The organism is Streptomyces sp. NPDC006326, from assembly GCF_040612915.1.
Taxonomy (GTDB): domain Bacteria; phylum Actinomycetota; class Actinomycetes; order Streptomycetales; family Streptomycetaceae; genus Streptomyces.
In genome coordinates, this window is sequence record NZ_JBEXRC010000028.1 from 1 (window position 1) to 15,424 (window position 15,424).

The 15,424-nt window shown below is 71.2% G+C and carries 15 protein-coding genes, 1 tRNA gene and 2 pseudogenes; 5 read left to right on the forward strand and 13 right to left on the reverse strand.

All coding sequences use genetic code 11. The annotated features are described in order from the left end of the window. Positions 1–756: 756 nt before the first annotated feature. Both ABZ128_RS21545 and ABZ128_RS21550 read right to left on the reverse strand, forming a co-directional pair. Positions 757–1,020 (reverse strand): hypothetical protein, encoded by a 264-nt coding sequence (locus ABZ128_RS21545; RefSeq protein WP_356850375.1) that lies wholly within the window; start codon positions 1,018–1,020, stop codon positions 757–759. A gap of 13 nt (positions 1,021–1,033) precedes the next feature. After that, positions 1,034–1,132, reverse strand: a pseudogene (locus ABZ128_RS21550) (NUDIX hydrolase); the annotation flags it as partial. Between ABZ128_RS21550 and ABZ128_RS21555 the strand changes: the two are divergent. Then, positions 1,119–1,621, forward strand: a pseudogene (locus ABZ128_RS21555) (site-specific integrase); the annotation flags it as partial. The pseudogenes ABZ128_RS21550 and ABZ128_RS21555 overlap by 14 nt on opposite strands. Positions 1,622–1,710: 89 nt before the next feature. Here ABZ128_RS21555 and ABZ128_RS21560 read toward each other — a convergent pair. Beyond that, positions 1,711–1,785: transfer RNA gene (locus tag ABZ128_RS21560), tRNA-Val, on the reverse strand. 105 nt (positions 1,786–1,890) lie between these two features. On the opposite strand from ABZ128_RS21560, the gene ABZ128_RS21565 reads away from it, so the two are divergent. The 3 genes from ABZ128_RS21565 to ABZ128_RS21575 all read left to right on the forward strand — a co-directional run bounded on the left by ABZ128_RS21565 (position 1,891) and on the right by ABZ128_RS21575 (position 4,272). After that, a complete protein-coding gene (locus tag ABZ128_RS21565; RefSeq protein ID WP_356850377.1) occupies positions 1,891–3,135 on the forward strand; it encodes a hypothetical protein in 1,245 nt (414 codons plus the stop codon). Positions 3,136–3,477: 342 nt separating this feature from the next. Beyond that, positions 3,478–4,059, forward strand: a complete 582-nt coding sequence (locus ABZ128_RS21570; protein ID WP_356850379.1) for a DUF4383 domain-containing protein — start codon at positions 3,478–3,480, stop codon at positions 4,057–4,059. A gap of 9 nt (positions 4,060–4,068) precedes the next feature. After that, positions 4,069–4,272: a zinc ribbon domain-containing protein gene (locus tag ABZ128_RS21575; RefSeq protein ID WP_356850381.1), complete on the forward strand. Its 204-nt coding sequence runs from the start codon at positions 4,069–4,071 to the stop codon at positions 4,270–4,272. Positions 4,273–4,363: 91 nt separating this feature from the next. Here the strand turns inward: ABZ128_RS21575 and ABZ128_RS21580 are convergent, their stop codons facing one another. From ABZ128_RS21580 to ABZ128_RS21595, 4 genes are read right to left on the reverse strand one after another with little or no spacing between them, the layout of a single operon-like run. Further along, positions 4,364–5,023, reverse strand: a complete 660-nt coding sequence (locus ABZ128_RS21580; protein WP_356850382.1) for an O-methyltransferase — start codon at positions 5,021–5,023, stop codon at positions 4,364–4,366. Continuing rightward, positions 5,020–5,841 carry an HAD family hydrolase gene (locus tag ABZ128_RS21585; RefSeq protein ID WP_356850384.1) on the reverse strand — a complete coding sequence of 274 codons (822 nt, stop codon included), beginning with the start codon at positions 5,839–5,841 and terminating at the stop codon, positions 5,020–5,022. Before ABZ128_RS21585 ends, ABZ128_RS21580 begins: the two co-directional genes overlap by 4 nt. Further along, on the reverse strand, positions 5,838–8,438 hold the full coding sequence (locus ABZ128_RS21590; RefSeq protein WP_356850386.1) for a phosphoribosyltransferase: 2,601 nt from the start codon (positions 8,436–8,438) through the stop codon (positions 5,838–5,840). The genes ABZ128_RS21585 and ABZ128_RS21590 overlap by 4 nt, the downstream gene beginning before the upstream one ends. A gap of 8 nt (positions 8,439–8,446) precedes the next feature. Beyond that, complete coding sequence (locus tag ABZ128_RS21595) at positions 8,447–9,622, reverse strand: HpcH/HpaI aldolase/citrate lyase family protein (RefSeq protein WP_356850387.1); 1,176 nt, start codon at positions 9,620–9,622, stop codon at positions 8,447–8,449. Between the two features lie 194 nt (positions 9,623–9,816). Here ABZ128_RS21595 and ABZ128_RS21600 point away from each other — a divergent pair, with 194 nt between their 5' ends. Continuing rightward, positions 9,817–10,620, forward strand: coding sequence for a TerD family protein (locus ABZ128_RS21600; protein ID WP_356850389.1), 804 nt, complete (start codon positions 9,817–9,819; stop codon positions 10,618–10,620). 112 nt (positions 10,621–10,732) lie between these two features. Here ABZ128_RS21600 and ABZ128_RS21605 read toward each other — a convergent pair whose 3' ends face one another. The 6 genes from ABZ128_RS21605 to ABZ128_RS21630 form a co-directional block, all read right to left on the reverse strand. Further along, complete coding sequence (locus ABZ128_RS21605) at positions 10,733–11,473, reverse strand: Tellurium resistance (protein ID WP_356850390.1); 741 nt, start codon at positions 11,471–11,473, stop codon at positions 10,733–10,735. 130 nt (positions 11,474–11,603) lie between these two features. After that, a complete protein-coding gene (locus tag ABZ128_RS21610) occupies positions 11,604–12,719 on the reverse strand; it encodes a DUF475 domain-containing protein (RefSeq protein WP_356850392.1) in 1,116 nt (371 codons plus the stop codon). 25 nt (positions 12,720–12,744) lie between these two features. Then, complete coding sequence (locus tag ABZ128_RS21615) at positions 12,745–13,320, reverse strand: TerD family protein (protein ID WP_356850394.1); 576 nt, start codon at positions 13,318–13,320, stop codon at positions 12,745–12,747. A 145-nt stretch (positions 13,321–13,465) separates the two neighbouring features. Beyond that, a complete protein-coding gene (locus ABZ128_RS21620) occupies positions 13,466–14,041 on the reverse strand; it encodes a TerD family protein (RefSeq protein WP_356850395.1) in 576 nt (191 codons plus the stop codon). A gap of 230 nt (positions 14,042–14,271) precedes the next feature. After that, positions 14,272–14,730, reverse strand: a complete 459-nt coding sequence (locus tag ABZ128_RS21625) for a peroxiredoxin (RefSeq protein WP_356850467.1) — start codon at positions 14,728–14,730, stop codon at positions 14,272–14,274. Positions 14,731–14,881: 151 nt separating this feature from the next. Beyond that, positions 14,882–15,310: a DUF3052 domain-containing protein gene (locus ABZ128_RS21630; RefSeq protein ID WP_356850396.1), complete on the reverse strand. Its 429-nt coding sequence runs from the start codon at positions 15,308–15,310 to the stop codon at positions 14,882–14,884. Positions 15,311–15,424: the final 114 nt, after the last annotated feature.

A 15,424-nucleotide genomic window follows, 5' to 3' on the forward strand; every position in this document is an offset into this window, starting at 1 on the left:
GTCCGGTCACGAGCAGCAGGGGCCGGGACAGCCCGGGTGCGTCCGCGATCAGCGAGTCCCGCTCGTACACCTCCGGGTGCTCGGCTTGCCTGGGTCGACGGCAGGCGGGATGGGAGCACCACCCATCCACCTCCACCACAAACCAACCCGCACCCGCCGGCCGGCCCCCTCCATCCCGGAGCCTGAGCGCCCCCGCCGGAGGCATGTCTTTGAGTGGCTGGTGATGACGGACCTTGGGTCCCGTGCTCAGGCCTTGGAGGCCCGCCGCGCTTCGCTGGGGCCTGCGTCAGGGTTAGGCCTGGTGGTGTTGGGCGGCGTCGTGGTGTCGCTCGGCTCGGGTGCTTGGTGGGCAGGGGCTGGCTTTGCGGCCTCGGGTGCGTCAGCCGTACTGCGGGTCTCCCACCATCGAACCCGTGCCTTCTGGGGCGCGGCCGGCGGACGGGGTGGAGCGGGGCGGAGACAGGAATGCAGGCCCGGGCGACGGGCGCGCGCGCCGCGCTGTGCGCGGCGGGTGCCTTGATGAAGTAGGGAACTCTTACCGCGCTACGGGCCCGTGGCTACCAAAGCGCCTCGGTTCGCCTCGATGCACGCCGTCAGGTCGGGAAACGAGCACTCCATGCCGGTGCCGCCGATCGGCGCGAAGTCTGTGATCTCGGATGCATCGGCGTAGCCGGATGGCCCGATGCCCCACGCCTCGATCAGGCTCCATCCCGCCTGAACCAAGGCAGCCTGACCATCCGACGATGAGACGCGCAGCTATGCCGTGCACTGGTCGGAGAAGTCGTATGGAAAGTAGGCGATACCGCCCGGGCCCACGAGCTCGGCAACCTGTTCTTTCCACTGCTCCAGCAGGCGTCCGAGCTTCGCTCCTAGGCCTGCACCCGCCACCGTTGGCGACTGGTCGGTGGCGAAGTAGTAGGAGTCGCACACGTGCCGAAGGGTGCCGATGCTCAACCGGAGATCGTTGTGGGCTCCCCGGTTGGAGATGCGCTCGAAGCGCAGGGCAAGATCCGCAGTCATGAGCCGTCCCGGGTCAGCGAGCACTGGTGAGGGTTCGGCCGTCGTGGCTGCGGACGTGAGGGCCTGCGTCGTCCAGGGCGTCCAGGAGGCGGATCGCGAAGTCCTCGGACATCATTGACAAGCGGGAGATACGGGTGCGGACCCAGCGGCAGCGCGTTCGCGGTGAGGCCTACGAGGACGACCCCAAGGGCGCCGCCGCCGACAGACGCTCCCCCTGCCCGGGATCTGCGTCGCTCCCCTGCGCTGGCAGCGGATGAAGCAGGCCGCCATGAAGGAGGCAGCCGGGGAGAAGTGGGAGGATACCGGCTACGTGTTCACCACCCGGACCGGGCGGCCCATCGAGCCGCGGAACGTCTACCGCTCCTTCACCCGCGTCGCCAAGGACGCCGGGCTCCGGGTGGTCCGGCTGCACGACGCACGGCACGGAACCGCGACCCTGCTGACCGCCGCCGGCGTCCCGCCTCGGGTCGTGATGGAGATCCTCGGGCATTCGCAAATCGCCGTCACCATGAACGTCTACGCCCACGTGGTCCAGGACACGCAGCGCGAGGCGGTCGGGCACATGGATCGGCTGCTCAGGACTCGGCGCAACCGCCCCTGATCATCCCCGTTGATGTCAATCGTGGATGTCATGTGGCGTCGATGTGGCACAGAAAAGCCCCCAACCAAGATCGGTTGGGGGCTTTCCACTGGTGGGCGCGGACGGTTTCGAACCGCCGACATCTGCTTTGTAAGAGCAGCGCTCTACCCCTGAGCTACGCACCCGTGGATGAGTGGACAGCCTACATGGCGGGCACACCCCCCACGCAAACCCGATCCTGTGGGGGAGAATGGATCAGGGCATGGCGGACGCGGTACGGGAGAGGGATTGTGGCAACGGCATCCCGGCGGTGGTTCGGTGGGCGGGACGAGGGTCGGCGGGCCGATGCGCAGGCGGCGAAGGATGCCGCCGCCGCCGCGTTCTACGAGTTGGACACCGCGCAGCGCGATCTGCGGATCTCCATCGAGACCATCGCGGCGGCCGACGGGTCGCCCGCGGCGCGGGAGGCCGGGCAGGGGTTCGCCGCGCTCGGGCAGCGGATCGACCAGGTCAGCCAGGTGTACATCGAGGCCGTCGACGCCCATGACCTGGACCGGCCCGAGCTGGAGGGTTCCGTCGCGGCGCGGGCGCGGGATCAGCTGACGCGGGCGCGGGACGAGCTCGTACGGGTCAAGGCGGAGCTGGACCGGTTCGCGCAGGGGCTGCAGCCGCTGCTGGACAAGGCCGAGACGCAGCTGGCCCGGGTGGCGCCCGCGCGGGAGCGGGCCAGGGCGGCGCTGCTGGCCGCGAGCACGGCGCTGGACGACGTGCGCGGGAAGGGGATGCGGGCCGATGACCTGGCGGCTCGGCTGGCTGCGCTCGGGCCGGAGCTGACCCGGCTGAACCAGGGCGCCGCGCAGCACGGGGTGCAGGAGACCGTGCAGCGCGCGGACCGGATCCTGCGCGACGCGGAGGCGATACGGGCGGAGGCCGCGCGGCTGCCGGAGCGGGCTGCGGAGATCGACCGGCGGCTGGTGAGCCTGCGGACGCGGGCGCAGGCGTTGCGCAACCGGGCGGACCGGGTGGATCCGGTGCTCAGTGAGCTGCGCCGGCGGTTCAGTGCCGAGTGCTGGCAGGACCTGCAGCAGGTTCCGGACGAGGCGGTACGGGATGTGGCGCGGGCCGAGGAGCAGTTGCGGGAGGCGTCCCGGGCCCGCGAGGAGCAGCGGTGGGCGGACGTCGGGGCGCTGATCGAGGCGGTCCGGGTGTCGTTGGACGCGACCGACGAGGCGGTGTCGGCCGCGCAGGACCGGCTGGCGCGGCTGGAGGCGGTGGCGCGGGATCCGCAGGCGGAGGTGCAGCGGACGCGGTTCGCGATCCGGGATGCGCAGCGGCTGGCGATGGAGGGGCGCAGCGTGCCCGATCCGCGGCATGCGCGGCCGCTGGACGAGGCGGTGTCCCGGATGGAGCGGGCTCTGGGCGGGCTGGAGGGGCGGCATCCGGACTACTGGCATTTCCTCCAGGAGATGGAGGGGGTCCGGGCGGCCGTGGGCCGGGTGGTGGCGGACATGCGGGGCCGGCGCGCCGTCGGCTGACGCCGGGGCCGGAGTTGTCCGGGGGTGGGCATCGGCGGATGCTGGAGGTCCGGGAACGGAGCAGAGGAGGGCGGTATGGCTGCCCACACTTTCCACCGGCCTCGTGTGCTGCACAGGCCTCGTGTGCTGCACGGGCGTCGTGCGTCCCGCGCGCCGCGGGTGCCTCCCGTACCGCATGAGTACGAGCACGAGCATGGGCACGGCCACGGCCACGGTCCTGAGTCCTATGCGCCTCATGCGCTCTACGGGTGCCACGAGCCCCATGAGAACTATGCGCCGTACGTGCCCCACGAGCCGTATCCGACGCATGGGCCCCCGCCCGGCCCCCGGCTGGTGCAGCGCATGATGAATCCCGTCAATGCCCGGCTGGACGAGCACCTGCCCTCCGATCACAAGCTGAGCAAGGTCTACCGGGTCGGGGCCGGACTGACCGGGCTGCTGCTGGTCGCCTTCGGCGTCCTGGGGCTGGTCAACAGGATCGGGTTCTTCGACACCGGCGGGGACACGGTGCTCGCGCTGAACACCAACGGCGCGCTGAGTGTCCTGTCGATCTGCATCGGGGGGCTGCTGTTCGTCGGGATGGTGATCGGCGGGACGTTCGCCTCCACCCTGAACATCGTGCTCGGGGTGGCGTTCATCCTGAGCGGGTTCGTCAATCTCGCCCTGCTGGACAGCAGTTTCAACTTCCTGGCGTTCCACATCCAGAACGTGCTGTTCAGCTTTGTCGTCGGTGTGATGCTGATGTGGTTCGGGATGTACGGGCGGGTGGGCAGTGCGCTGCCGCACGACAATCCGTACTGGCGGGCCCGCCATCCGGAGCAGGCGGCGCTGGAGGACCGCGTCCGGGCCGGGGGCCGGGTCGGCGGGCAGACCGGTATGCGGGCCGGCGGTGGCAGGCTTCAGCCGGGGCGGCCGGCTCGGTAGCCTGGGGCCATGCCCCGTTACGAATTCCGCTGCCGGACCTGCGAAGACACCTTCGAGGTCAGTCGGCCCATGGCCGAGTCCTCCGCCCCCGCCGATTGCCCCGCCGGGCACGCCGACACCGTCAGGCTGCTGTCCGCGGTGGCCGTCGGCGGTACGAGCAGCGCCCCCGCCCCCGCCGGCGGCGGATGCTGCGGCGGAGGCGGTTGCTGCTAGCCGGCCGGTGCTGCCAGCCGCCCGGCCGGTCCGGCCAGGCCGCCGGTGCGGCCGGCCGGCCGGCAGCGCGGGCCGGCCGGCAGCGGCGCGCTCAGCGCTTGCGTGAGAGGGTCAGGCCGTCCGAGATGCCCAGGAGGACGGATTCCATCCGGTCGTCCGCGACCACGTGGTCGTTGAAGGCCTGGACGCCCGCCGCCGAAGGGCGCGGGTCGGTGTCCAGGACGCTCCCGTGGAAGAGGGTGTTGTCGGTGACGATCAGACCGCCCTGGCGCATCCGCGGAACCAGTTCCTCCCAGTAGGCGATCTGGCTCTCCTTGTCCGCGTCCAGGTAGGCCATGTCGATGTGCGGATCCGCCGGCATCGCGCGCAGCGTGTCCAGGGCCGGGGCGATCCGCAGGTCGATGCGGTCGGCGACGCCCGCCGCCTCCCAGGCCGCGCGGCCGTACGCCGTCCACTCCTGCGAGATGTCGCAGGCGATCAGCGTGCCGTCGGCCGGGAGGGCCTGGGCCATCGAGAGGGCGGAGAAGCCGGTGAAGGTGCCGACCTCCACGATGTGCCGGGCGCCGGTCAACCGGACCAGGAAGGCCAGCAGCGGGCCCTGCTCCTCCGCCGACTGCATGCCGGCGACGTCGGGGAACTTGGCTTCCGTGGTCACCATCAGCTCCCGCTGGTGGTCGTCCAGCGGTGGGTTGTGCGCCAGCATGTAGGCGTACAACTCGTCAGTCATCTTTGTCGTGTTGCCTTTGCTCATACGTTCAGTCTGGCAACTGCGCGGCCGAAGCGCCGGAGGATTTCCTCACCTGCGAGGACGCCGACCTCCTCCAGGGCCGTCACGCCCGGGGCGCCCCAGCCGGCGTCCGCGAGTTCGCCGTGGCCCGGGCGCCATGCGGCGTCCGCGGCGAGCAGCAGGTCCGCGTCGAGCAGGGAGTCGCCTGCGGCGAGGGCCGTCGTGGCTCCCGTACGGCGGGCGACCTCGTGCATCGCCGCGCTCTTGGTGAGCGGTCGCGGGACGGCGTAGATCTTGCGGCCCTGGAGGGAGACGGTCCAGCCGCGCGCCTCGGCCCATTCGGCCAGGGTCTTGATCCAGTCTGCGGGGACCAGGGCGCGTTCGACGACGAGGTAGGTGAAGAGGTCCTCCGCCACCCGGGCCTTGCGCAGCCAGGCCGGGTCGGCCGTGGCCAGCAGGTGTCCGTGGACCTCCTCCAGCGGGGCGCATTCCTCGGCGAGGCGTGCGGCGACCTGCCGCCGCCAGTCGCGGTCCGGTACGCCGTCCACCAGCAGCTGGCCCCCGTTGGCGCAGATCGCGTAGGGGGCGGGGCGGCCGGGGAAGCGGATGCGCTGGTACTGCTTGCGGGTGCGGGTGGTGGTGGGGACCAAGACCACGGCCGGGTCGGCGGCCAGTTCGGCCAGCAGCTGCGCCGCCGTCTCGGTCATGTAGGACAGCGGCTTGCTCTCGTGCACCTCGACGCACAGCAGGCGCGGGGCGGCGGTGTCGGGCATGCTGAGGCCCAGTGCCGCAGTCGAGTAGATGAGCGTGCGGTCGAGGTCACTGGCTACGAGGACGGTCACTTGGAGGCCACGGCCTTTCCGTCGGCGCCGGTCGCGCCGCGCGTGAAGCGGGGGTGGATGAGTCCCACGCAGGTGTAGGGCAGTCCGTCGACCTCTTCCACGGGCACTCCGCGCTGCTGCGCGAGCAGGCGTACGTGGTCCAGGTCGTCTCCGGCGCCGCGCTGGGCGAGGATCTTCCACGGCACGCGCCGCAGCAGCACCCGCGTCGTCTCGCCGACGCCGGGCTTGACCAGGTTCACGTCGTGGATGCCGTACTCCTCGCTGATGCGCTCGACCGCCGCCCAGCCCTCCCAGGTGGGGGTCCGGTCGGCCGCGAGCAGCTCCTTGACCTCGGCGCCGACGGCGTCGGCCACCTCGTCGAAGCGGGCGGCGACGGTGTCGACGAAGTCGACGGAGACGTCGGCGGCGGCGAGTTCGCGGTAGAACTTCGCGCCGTGGAAGTCGGCTGGGCCGACCAGGTCGGACCTGAGCACCGTACGCGAAATGAGGCCGGAGACGGTGGAATTGAGGCAGGCGGAGGGGATCAGGAAGTCCTCGCGGGTGCCGTAGGTGCGCACGCAGGAGCCGGGGTCGGCGAGGACGACGATCTCCGGGTCGAATCCGGGGAACTCGCCCAGGGCGTCCCTCAGTTCGCGCGTGATCGCACCCTTGCCGGTCCAGCCGTCGACGAAGACGACGTCGGCGGGGTCGTGGTGGGCGGCCAGCCAGCGCAGCGCGTTGGCGTCGATGCCGCGGCCGCGCACGATGGAGACGGCGTAGTGCGGCAGGTCCAGGCCGTGCCGTGCCCGGGCCCAGCGGCGCATCAGCACGCCGACGGGGGTGCCGGCGCGGGCCAGGGAGACCAGGACGGGGGACGGGGACCGCTCGGCGAGGACGGTCTCGGTGACCGTGCCGACGGCCCGGGCGATGCGGGCGGCGGAGGCGCCCAGCGCGCTGCGGTAGAGCTCCTGGTACCGGTCGGAGGGCTGGTACTCGACGGGCAGCGACTCCGCGTAGTGGGCGCCGCCGGCCTGGATGGCCTCCTCGCGTTCCTCGGTCGGTGCCTCCAGCGGCACGTCGGAGAGGTCCTGGAGCAGCCAGCCGACGTCCTCGGCGGCGTACGAGGAGAAGGCGGGGCCGCGCAGGGGATCGGGCATGGTCGGCTCCTGCCGGCGGTCGGGGGTCGTGCGGGGCGCGGGGGCGTGCGGGCCGGGGGTGTACGAGGGGACGACGGCGAGCAGGATCCGGCCGGTGTGGGGGGCCAGGCGGGCGAGGAGCCCGTCGGGGGCGTGCAGTGCGGCGGTGTCCCCGAGGCTGTCGACGACGGCGATGACGGTGTCGAAGCCGGCTCCGGCCACGTTGTACGCGTACCGGTCGCCGGGGCCGTCGGCGGGGCTGTCGTGGGCAGGGAAGACGAGCCGGGTGCGGATGGCGTAGCCGGGGTCGTCGACGGCGAGGACGGGCGAGCGGGTGGTGGTCGAGAAGCGGACCTCGTCGGCTGCCCCCGCGTCCTCCAGGGCCTGCGCGAGGCGCAGCGGCGTGTACATCAGCTCCTCGTTGCCGAGTACGAGGACCCGCCCGGGCGTGGCGTCGAGCGCGTCGGTGAGCTGCCGGGCCAGGGCGGGCAGGGCGGCGTCGAGGCGGGCGCGGTGGGCGGGGGTGAAGCCGTGCCGGCCGCCGTCCGGGAGCCCGGCGGGCCAGTCCAGGGCGACACGCACCACGGGGGCGGGCGGCGCAGGGGAGGCGGAGGCGGCTGGAGCGGCTTCCGGCGCTTCGTGGGTTTCGACCAGGGCCTGTCCGGCGGCGAGGACGCCCTCGGGGAGGTGCACGGTGCCGCGGGCCAGGGCGATCAGGTCGACGCGGGCGCCGACCTCGGCGGCGAAGGCGGCGAGCCGGTCCCGGTCGCTCTCCGCGCGCATGTCGACGAGGGCGACGACCACGTAGTGGGTGCGGGGGTGGCGGGCGTGGAGGTCGCGGATGGTGTTCAGGACCGTGTTGCCGGTGGAGAACTCGTCGTCGACGAGGACCAGCGGTCCCTCGCCGGCCAGCAGCTCGGGGTCCTCGGGCAGCAGCAGGTGGGAGGTGGCGTGCGAGTGGGCCTCCTCGAATCCGCCTGCGGGTTCCACGCCCGGGACGGGGCGGCGGGTGGAGTGCAGGTAGGGAGCCGCGCCGAGGCCGTCGGCGACGCAGTGCCCGAGCCCGGTCGCGGTCTCGGCGTAGCCGAGGACGACGGCGCGGGCGGCGGCCTCGTCCCCGAGCAGGGCCCGGACCCGCTGCCCGAGGCCGTGTCCGGCGGCGTAGACGGTGCGCGGCGACTGCGGGACGTGCTTGCCGAGGACCTGGGAGACCAGCAGGTGGGCCCGCTTGGGGTTGCGGCGCAGGGCCAGCCCGAGCAGGTCGGTGAGCCGCGGCGGCGCCCCGCCCGCGGCTCCCGCGCCGGCGGGCTCCGCGGCGACGGCCTCCGCGCCGGAAACCGCGCCGGCGGGCGCGGCGGCCCCCTGCGGGGCAGGCCCGTCGGGGGCCCCGGCCTCCTGCAGGCGTACGCCCAGCCGGTCCGCGACCCAGGTTCCCGACCACACCGCTTCGATCGTCTTGCCTCTCTGCTCGGGGGATGCCACGGGCCCGCTCACGTCTGGAGCCCGGCGGCGAGGAGGTCGACGAAGCCGACCTCTTCCTTGGCGACGCCGAAGACCTCGGCGCGCAGCATGGTGCGCTCGGCCCAGGCCCGGTGCGGCTTCACCTCGTTCATCTTGTTCGTGTAGGCGGAGCGCATCACTCCGCCGCCTCCGCGCTCGGGACGCAGGATGTCCTGGGCGTCGCTGAACTCCTCGTGGGAGACGACCGACAGCGCGTGGACGGGGGTGACGTGGGCGGGGTGGATGCAGGTCTTGCCCAGCAGTCCGTTGGCCCGGTCGAGTTCGACCTCGCGCAGGAGGCCGTCGAGGTCGTGTTCGATGAGCGCGGTGCGCAGTTCCTCGGCGCCCTCCTCCAGGAAGGGGCTGCGGCGCAGCTGCGGTTTGAAGAGGCGCTGCTGGTGGCGGAAGTACTCCCAGACGGGTCCGGTGACGGTGAAGCCGGTGCCGTCGGCGCGGCTGAGCACGTTCACCACGTCGGCGATCACCCCGGCGACGATCTGGACGTCGTAGGCGGTCATGTCGGGGGTGCGGCGCAGGCCGTACACGGAGCAGAAGTCGGTGACGCCGAGCCGGAGGGCGAGGACCCGGTCGCGGTGGCGGTTGACGGTGCGGGAGATGCCGGCGAGGGCCTCGACGCGGGTTTCGAGGTGGAGGAGGTCGGGGGTCTCCAGGACGGGCATCGCATACAGCCGGTGCTGTCCGCTGTGCTGCTCCGCCTGGGCCAGGGCGTCGAGGAAGGCGGTTCCGCCGTGTTCGGTGAACTTGGGGAATACGAATCCGGCCAGTCGGCGGGCGGACGCGCCGAGGCGGTCCACCAGGTCGGGTATCTGCTCCGGGGTGCGGACCCGGACGAAGAGCAGGGGGAGCTCCCGGCCTTCGCCGGCGTCTGCGTCGAGGGCGGCGAACTGGCGGACGAGGTTCTGCTCGGCGCCTGCCACCTCGGCGTCACTGATCGAATCCTCCAGGCAGAGCACCATGGAGACGACCCCTCGGCCGGCCTGCTTGTGGACGTCCGCGGCGAGGTGGGGGCGGGTGGCCGGGCTGTAGAGGGTGGCGCCGAGGGCAGCGGCGAGGATGCGGGCCGGAGAGGCGGCGGTGAACTCGGCCGGCTCCTGGTGGAAGAGGTCCTTACGGACCGCGGGCGAGATGTGCCCAAAGTGACGCATGTGCTTCCCCCGTACTGCTTCGGCGGCCCGACTGGCGTGGCCGGTAATAGTACGTACGAATGTGAGTCAAGAGTTCCTCAAGCACATGAAGTTCAGGTAACCCTCTTGCACCATGCCCAGCTCTTCCGTCCGGGACAAGGCCCTACGGGGGGCCGCGTTGTTCCGCGGTACCCCGGGAGGGCAGGATGACGGGCATGACGCACGCGATGCAGAAGGGCTCGAACATCCCCGTGACCGCCGTGGCGGTCAGGGCGGTGCTGCGGTGGACCGGCGGCCCCGAGGTCCCGGACGTCGACGCCTCGGCCCTGCTCGTGGGCCCGGACGGACGGGTGCGCTCGGACGAGGACTTCGTGTTCTACAACCAGCCCCGGCACCCCTCGGGGGCGGTGTGGCGGCTCGGCAAGAAGCAGATCGGCGACGCGGTCACCGACGCCGTGCAGGCGGACCTGCGGGCCGTGCCCGCGGCGGTGGACCGCGTCCTCGTGGTCGCCTCCGCCGAGGACGTCCCCTTCCAGCGGGTCCAGGACCTGCGGATCCTGCTGTACGACGCCACCGCGACCGGCGGCTCGGAGCCGCTGGCCTTCTTCGACGTACGGCCCGAGACGGGCGCCGAGACGGCCCTGATCTGCGGGGAGCTCTACCGGCGCGGCGAGGGCTGGAAGTTCCGCGCCCTGGGCGAGGGCTACTCCGACGGGCTGGTGGGCCTGGCCACCGACCACGGGATCTCGGTGGACGAGAACGCCGCAGAGGCCGCGCAGGGCGCCGAGCAGGCGGCCGCCTCCGGGACGGCCCCCGCCGCCGGTCCGACGGCCGAGCAGACGGCGGCGATGCCCGCGCCGACCCCGCCCGGCCCGCTCGCGCCGCCGACGCAGGCCCCTCCGGCCGTGCAGCCGGCCTACGGGTACCCGCAGCCGGTGTCCCCGGCGCCGGTGCCGGGTCAGGGCGGCGACCCCGCCTTCCGGCTGCCGGTGCAGGGCCCGCAGTTCATCCGCCGCTGACCGGCGCGGGCTGACCGGCGCGGCCTGACCGGCGCGGGCTGACCGGCGCGGGCGGCTCCGGGCGGCCCGGGCAGCCGGGGGTGGGCGCGGCGGCGCCGGGGCCGGGGAGCGGTCAGCTCTTGGCGGTCTTGTAGCCCCGCCCCCACTGGAGTCCCCACCCGTACAGCCGGTCCAGCTCGGCCTGGAACCCGTACACGAACTTCACCTCGCGGCGCACGATCAGCTCGCCCCTGACGTGCTCCAGGGAGAGCACGGCGCAGGAGCGGGCCTGCGGATGGCGTTCCTCCAGCGGGATCTCGATGCGCGGCCCGGTGATCGGGTAGAGGGTGACCATGGCGTGGGTCCGGTCGAAGGCCGGGGTCTGGTCGTAGATGTAGACGAAGATCAGCAGTCGTTTGATCGCGTCGGCGTGGTCGAGGTTGACGAAGACCGTCTCCCCGGAGGGCGCCCCGAAGCGGTCGTCGCCGCTGAGCTTCACGTAGGGCGGGCTGTTGATGTCACCGTGCAGGTTGCCCAGGGGCTGGACGACGCCGCGGGTGCCGTCGGCGAGCTCGTAGAGGCAGCCGATGTCGAGGTCGACGTTGACCATGCCCTGGGTGTGCGCCTGCACCATGTCGGGCTTGAACAGCTTGAACGGGTGCCGCAGGAGCCGGCCGCTGCCCGATCCGGGGCCGCCGATGTCCGAGGTGCGCATCCGCCAGGACAGGTTGACCCGCAGGTTTCCGTGGACCGCGCCCTGTTTGGTGAGCGAGACGGTCGGATGTCGTTTGGTGAGCTCGATCGCGTTCGACGAGGCGTTGCCCGAGTCGAACTGCAGCGCCCGGCTGCCCCGGATGCCGTCGAAGAATCCCATCCCCTGTGTCCCCCTGATCCCCTGGTTCCCTGGTCCCCTGAACCCCTGTGTGACGCGGGCGGGGCGGCCCGCCGGGTGTGTGGACCCGGCGGGCCGCCCCGCAGTAGAGCGTTCCGCATGTGCGCCGCGGTCATGCCTCGGCGGGGGAACCCTCCGCTTCCAGGCGCTTGTTGCGGCGTACCGAGGACCAGAAGGACCAGGCGATGAGCACGACGCCGACGAGGCCGGTGATGACCTCGTGGATCTCGTACTGGATGGTGACGAGCAGGATCACGGCGAGCGCGCCGATGGCGTAGTGCGCGCCGTGCTCCAGGTAGACGTAGTCGTCGAGGGTGCCCTGGCGGACCAGGTAGACCGTGAGCGACCGGACGTACATGGCACCGATGCCGAGGCCGAGGGCCATCAGCACGATGTCGTTGGTGATGGCGAAGGCGCCGATGACCCCGTCGAAGGAGAAGGAGGCGTCGAGGACTTCGAGGTAGAGGAACATGAAGAAGGCGGCCTTGCCGGCCAGGGCGACGGCGGAGACCTGCTTGCCGGTGCGCTTGGCCTCTTCCTCGGCCTCGTGTTCGGCTTCCTCCTCTTCCTCCAGCTTGTTCTCGAAGTAGCCGGAGAGACCGCCGACGATCATGTAGGTGATCAGGCCGGCGATGCCGGCGATCAGTACGGTCTGCGCCTTGTCCACGTGGGCACCGCCGTGCTGGTGGGCGTGGGCGGCGAAGGTCATGGACGTGATCAGCAGGGCGATCAGGGCGATGCACGCGGACAGCATGTCGATCTTGCCGAGCTTGGCGAGCGGGCGTTCCAGCCAGGCGAGCCATTTGATGTCCCGGTCCTCGAAGATGAAGTCGAGGAAGATCATCAGAAGGAACATGCCGCCGAATGCCGCGATCGCCGGGTGGGCGTCGGTGACCAGCTGCTGGTACTGGTCCTTGTCGGTCAGCGCCAGATTGACGGCGTCGATCGGCCCGATCTTGGCGGTGATCGCGACGATCACGACGGGGAAGACCAGGCGCATCCCGAACACGGCGATGAGGACGCCGACGGTGAGGAAGATCTTCTGCCAGAAGGCATTCATCTTCTTCAGGATTCCGGCGTTGACCACCGCGTTGTCGAAGGACAGCGAGATCTCAAGGATGGACAGGATCGCGACGATCCCGAATGCGGTCCACCCCCCGTAGAACACCGCTGCGACCAGACCGAGCGCAGTGACTGCGAACGACCAGCCGAAGGTTTTGAGAACCACTGGCACCCCATCGTCTTGTACGGCTTTACGAAACGTTGACCCCGAAGTCTAGAGCGATGCCCCGGAGCCCCGACGCGTACCCCTGCCCCACCGCGCGGAACTTCCATTCACCCCCGTACCGGTAGACCTCGCCGAAGATCATCGCGGTCTCGCCGGAGGCGTCCTCCGTGAGGTCGTAGCGGGCCAGTTCCTGGCCGTCGGAATCGTTCACGACGCGGATGAAGGCATTGGTGACCTGGCCGAAGGTCTGCCGGCGGGCGTCCGCCTCGTGGATCGAGACCGGAAAGACGATCTTGTCCACCTCGACCGGGACCTTGGTCAGGTCGATGATGATCGACTCGTCGTCGCCCTCACCCTCGCCGGTGAGGTTGTCCCCCGTGTGTTCGACGGAGCCCTCGGGGCTCTTGAGGTTGTTGTAGAAGACGAAGTACGCGTCCCCCAGCACCCGGCCGTCGCGGCAGAGCAGCGCGCTGGCGTCGAGGTCGAAGTCGGCCCCCGTGGTCGAGCGCGCGTCCCATCCGAGACCGACCAGGACCCGGGTGAGGTTCGGTGCGGCCTTGGAGAGGGAGACGTTGCCCCCCTTGGCGAGTGTGACGCCCATGTTGTGGTCCTCCCCGGACGACGTGTGGTCCCGGCCCCGCTCTGGCGTGGCGGGCCGGGGGTGGATCGGGCAAAGCGCGTCCGGCGCCGTACACACAGTGCACGGCGCCGGACGGATGACAGCTGGTGACAGCTGGCAGGCTTGATCAGACGTTGACGCCGAAGTCCTGCGCGATGCCGCGCAGGCCCGAGGCGTAGCCCTGGCCGATGGCGCGGAACTTCCACTCCGCACCGTTGCGGTACAGCTCGCCGAAGACCATGGCGGTCTCCGTCGAGGCGTCCTCGGAGAGGTCGTAGCGGGCGAGCTCGGAGTTGTCGGCCTGGTTCACGACGCGGATGTAGGCGTTGCGGACCTGGCCGAAGCTCTGCTGGCGGCTCTCGGCCTCGTAGATGGAAACGGGGAAGACGATCTTGGCGACATCGGCCGGGACCGCGGCGAGGTTGACCTTGATGGCCTCGTCGTCGCCCTCGCCCTCACCGGTGGTGTTGTCACCGGTGTGCTCGACCGAGCCGTCCGGGCTCTTCAGGTTGTTGAAGAACACGAAGTTCGAGTCGTTGGCGACCTTGCCCTGGTCGTTGGTCAGGATCGCGCTGGCGTCGAGGTCGAAGTCGACACCGGTGGTGGTGCGAGCGTCCCAGCCCAGACCGACGATGACCGCCGTCAGGTTCGGCGCGGCCTTGGTCAGCGAGACGTTGCCGCCCTTGCTGAGGCTGACTCCCACGGGTCCTCCATTGGGTTCATGTGGGGCGGTGCCCCGTCGTGCGGTTTCTACGGGATCAACGCTTCGATCCTAGTGACGGGTTCCCGCCGACAGGGGGTTTTCGCGCGGATCCTGCCCCGGGGCCTCAGGAGCCCCAGGGGCTTCGGAGCCCGCAGGGCTCCGGCGGCTCCGGGGGCTCCGGGCCGGAGCTCTCGCGGCCCCGGCCCGGCCCCCGGTGCCTCAAAGGCGCATCACAGGCTGTCGAGGGCCTTGATGTACTCGTTCAGGTCACGGGCGTCGGGCAGGCCGTTGACGACGGTCCAGCGCACGATGCCGTCCTTGTCGATGATGAAGGTGCCGCGGACGGCGCAGCCCTTCTCCTCGTCGAAGACGCCGTACGCGCGGGAGGTCTCGCCGTGCGGCCAGAAGTCCGAGAGCAGCGGGTAGTCCAGGCCCTCCTGCTCCGCGAAGACCCGCAGGGTCGGCACGGAGTCGTTGGAGACGGCGAGGAGCTGGACGTCGTCGTTCTGGAACCGCGGCAGCTGATCGCGCAGCTCGCACAGCTCGCCGGTGCAGACCCCGGTGAAGGCGAACGGATAGAAGAGCAGGACGACGGCCTTCTCGCCGCGGAAGTCCGAGAGCCGCACGGTGGCCCCGTGGTTGTCCTTGAGCTCGAAGTCCGGAGCCTTGTTGCCGACCTCGATCGCCATCTCTCGCATCCCTTCGTTCCTGCGTCCCTGGATTGGGCTGTTCGGGTGGGGCCAGCCTAGGGGGACGAGGCGTCCGCAACGCACGCACCCCGCCGACCGGGGTGGGTTCCGGTGCGGCGGGGTGCGTGTCCGCTTGGCTGCGGGGCGCGGCTCAGCGCTTGGACTTGGCGGCCTTGGGGGTCATCAAGCGGCTGGCGTTCCACTCCTTGCCCACGCTGACGCTCTTGGTCTGCGAGAGGCCGGCGGTCTGGGCCGCCTCGCTGATGTCGCTGGCCTCGACGTAGCCGGGGCGGCCCGTCTTGGGGGTCAGCAGCAGGATCAGCGCGGCGTCCTCGACCAGCTCGGTGGCGTCGACGAGGGCGTCCGTCAGGTCACCGTCCTCGTCGCGGAACCACAGCAGCACCGCGTCGGCCACGTCGTCGTAGTCCTCGTCGACGAGGTCGTTGCCGATCAGTTCCTCGACTGCGTCGCGGAACTCCTGATCGACATCTTCGTCGTAGCCGATCTCCTGGACCACCTGTTCGGACTGGAAACCCAGCCGGGCGGCCAGGCTCTCCGCGTGGTCCGCGGTCGCGCTCACGGGGTGCCTCCTGCTCATGTTCGGTGAATGTCTTCGGCGGCGCGCGTACGCGCAGCATTGGGCGTAGTCCACACGGGCGCGGCGGATCGCGCAAGTACCCGGCCGCCGAGACCG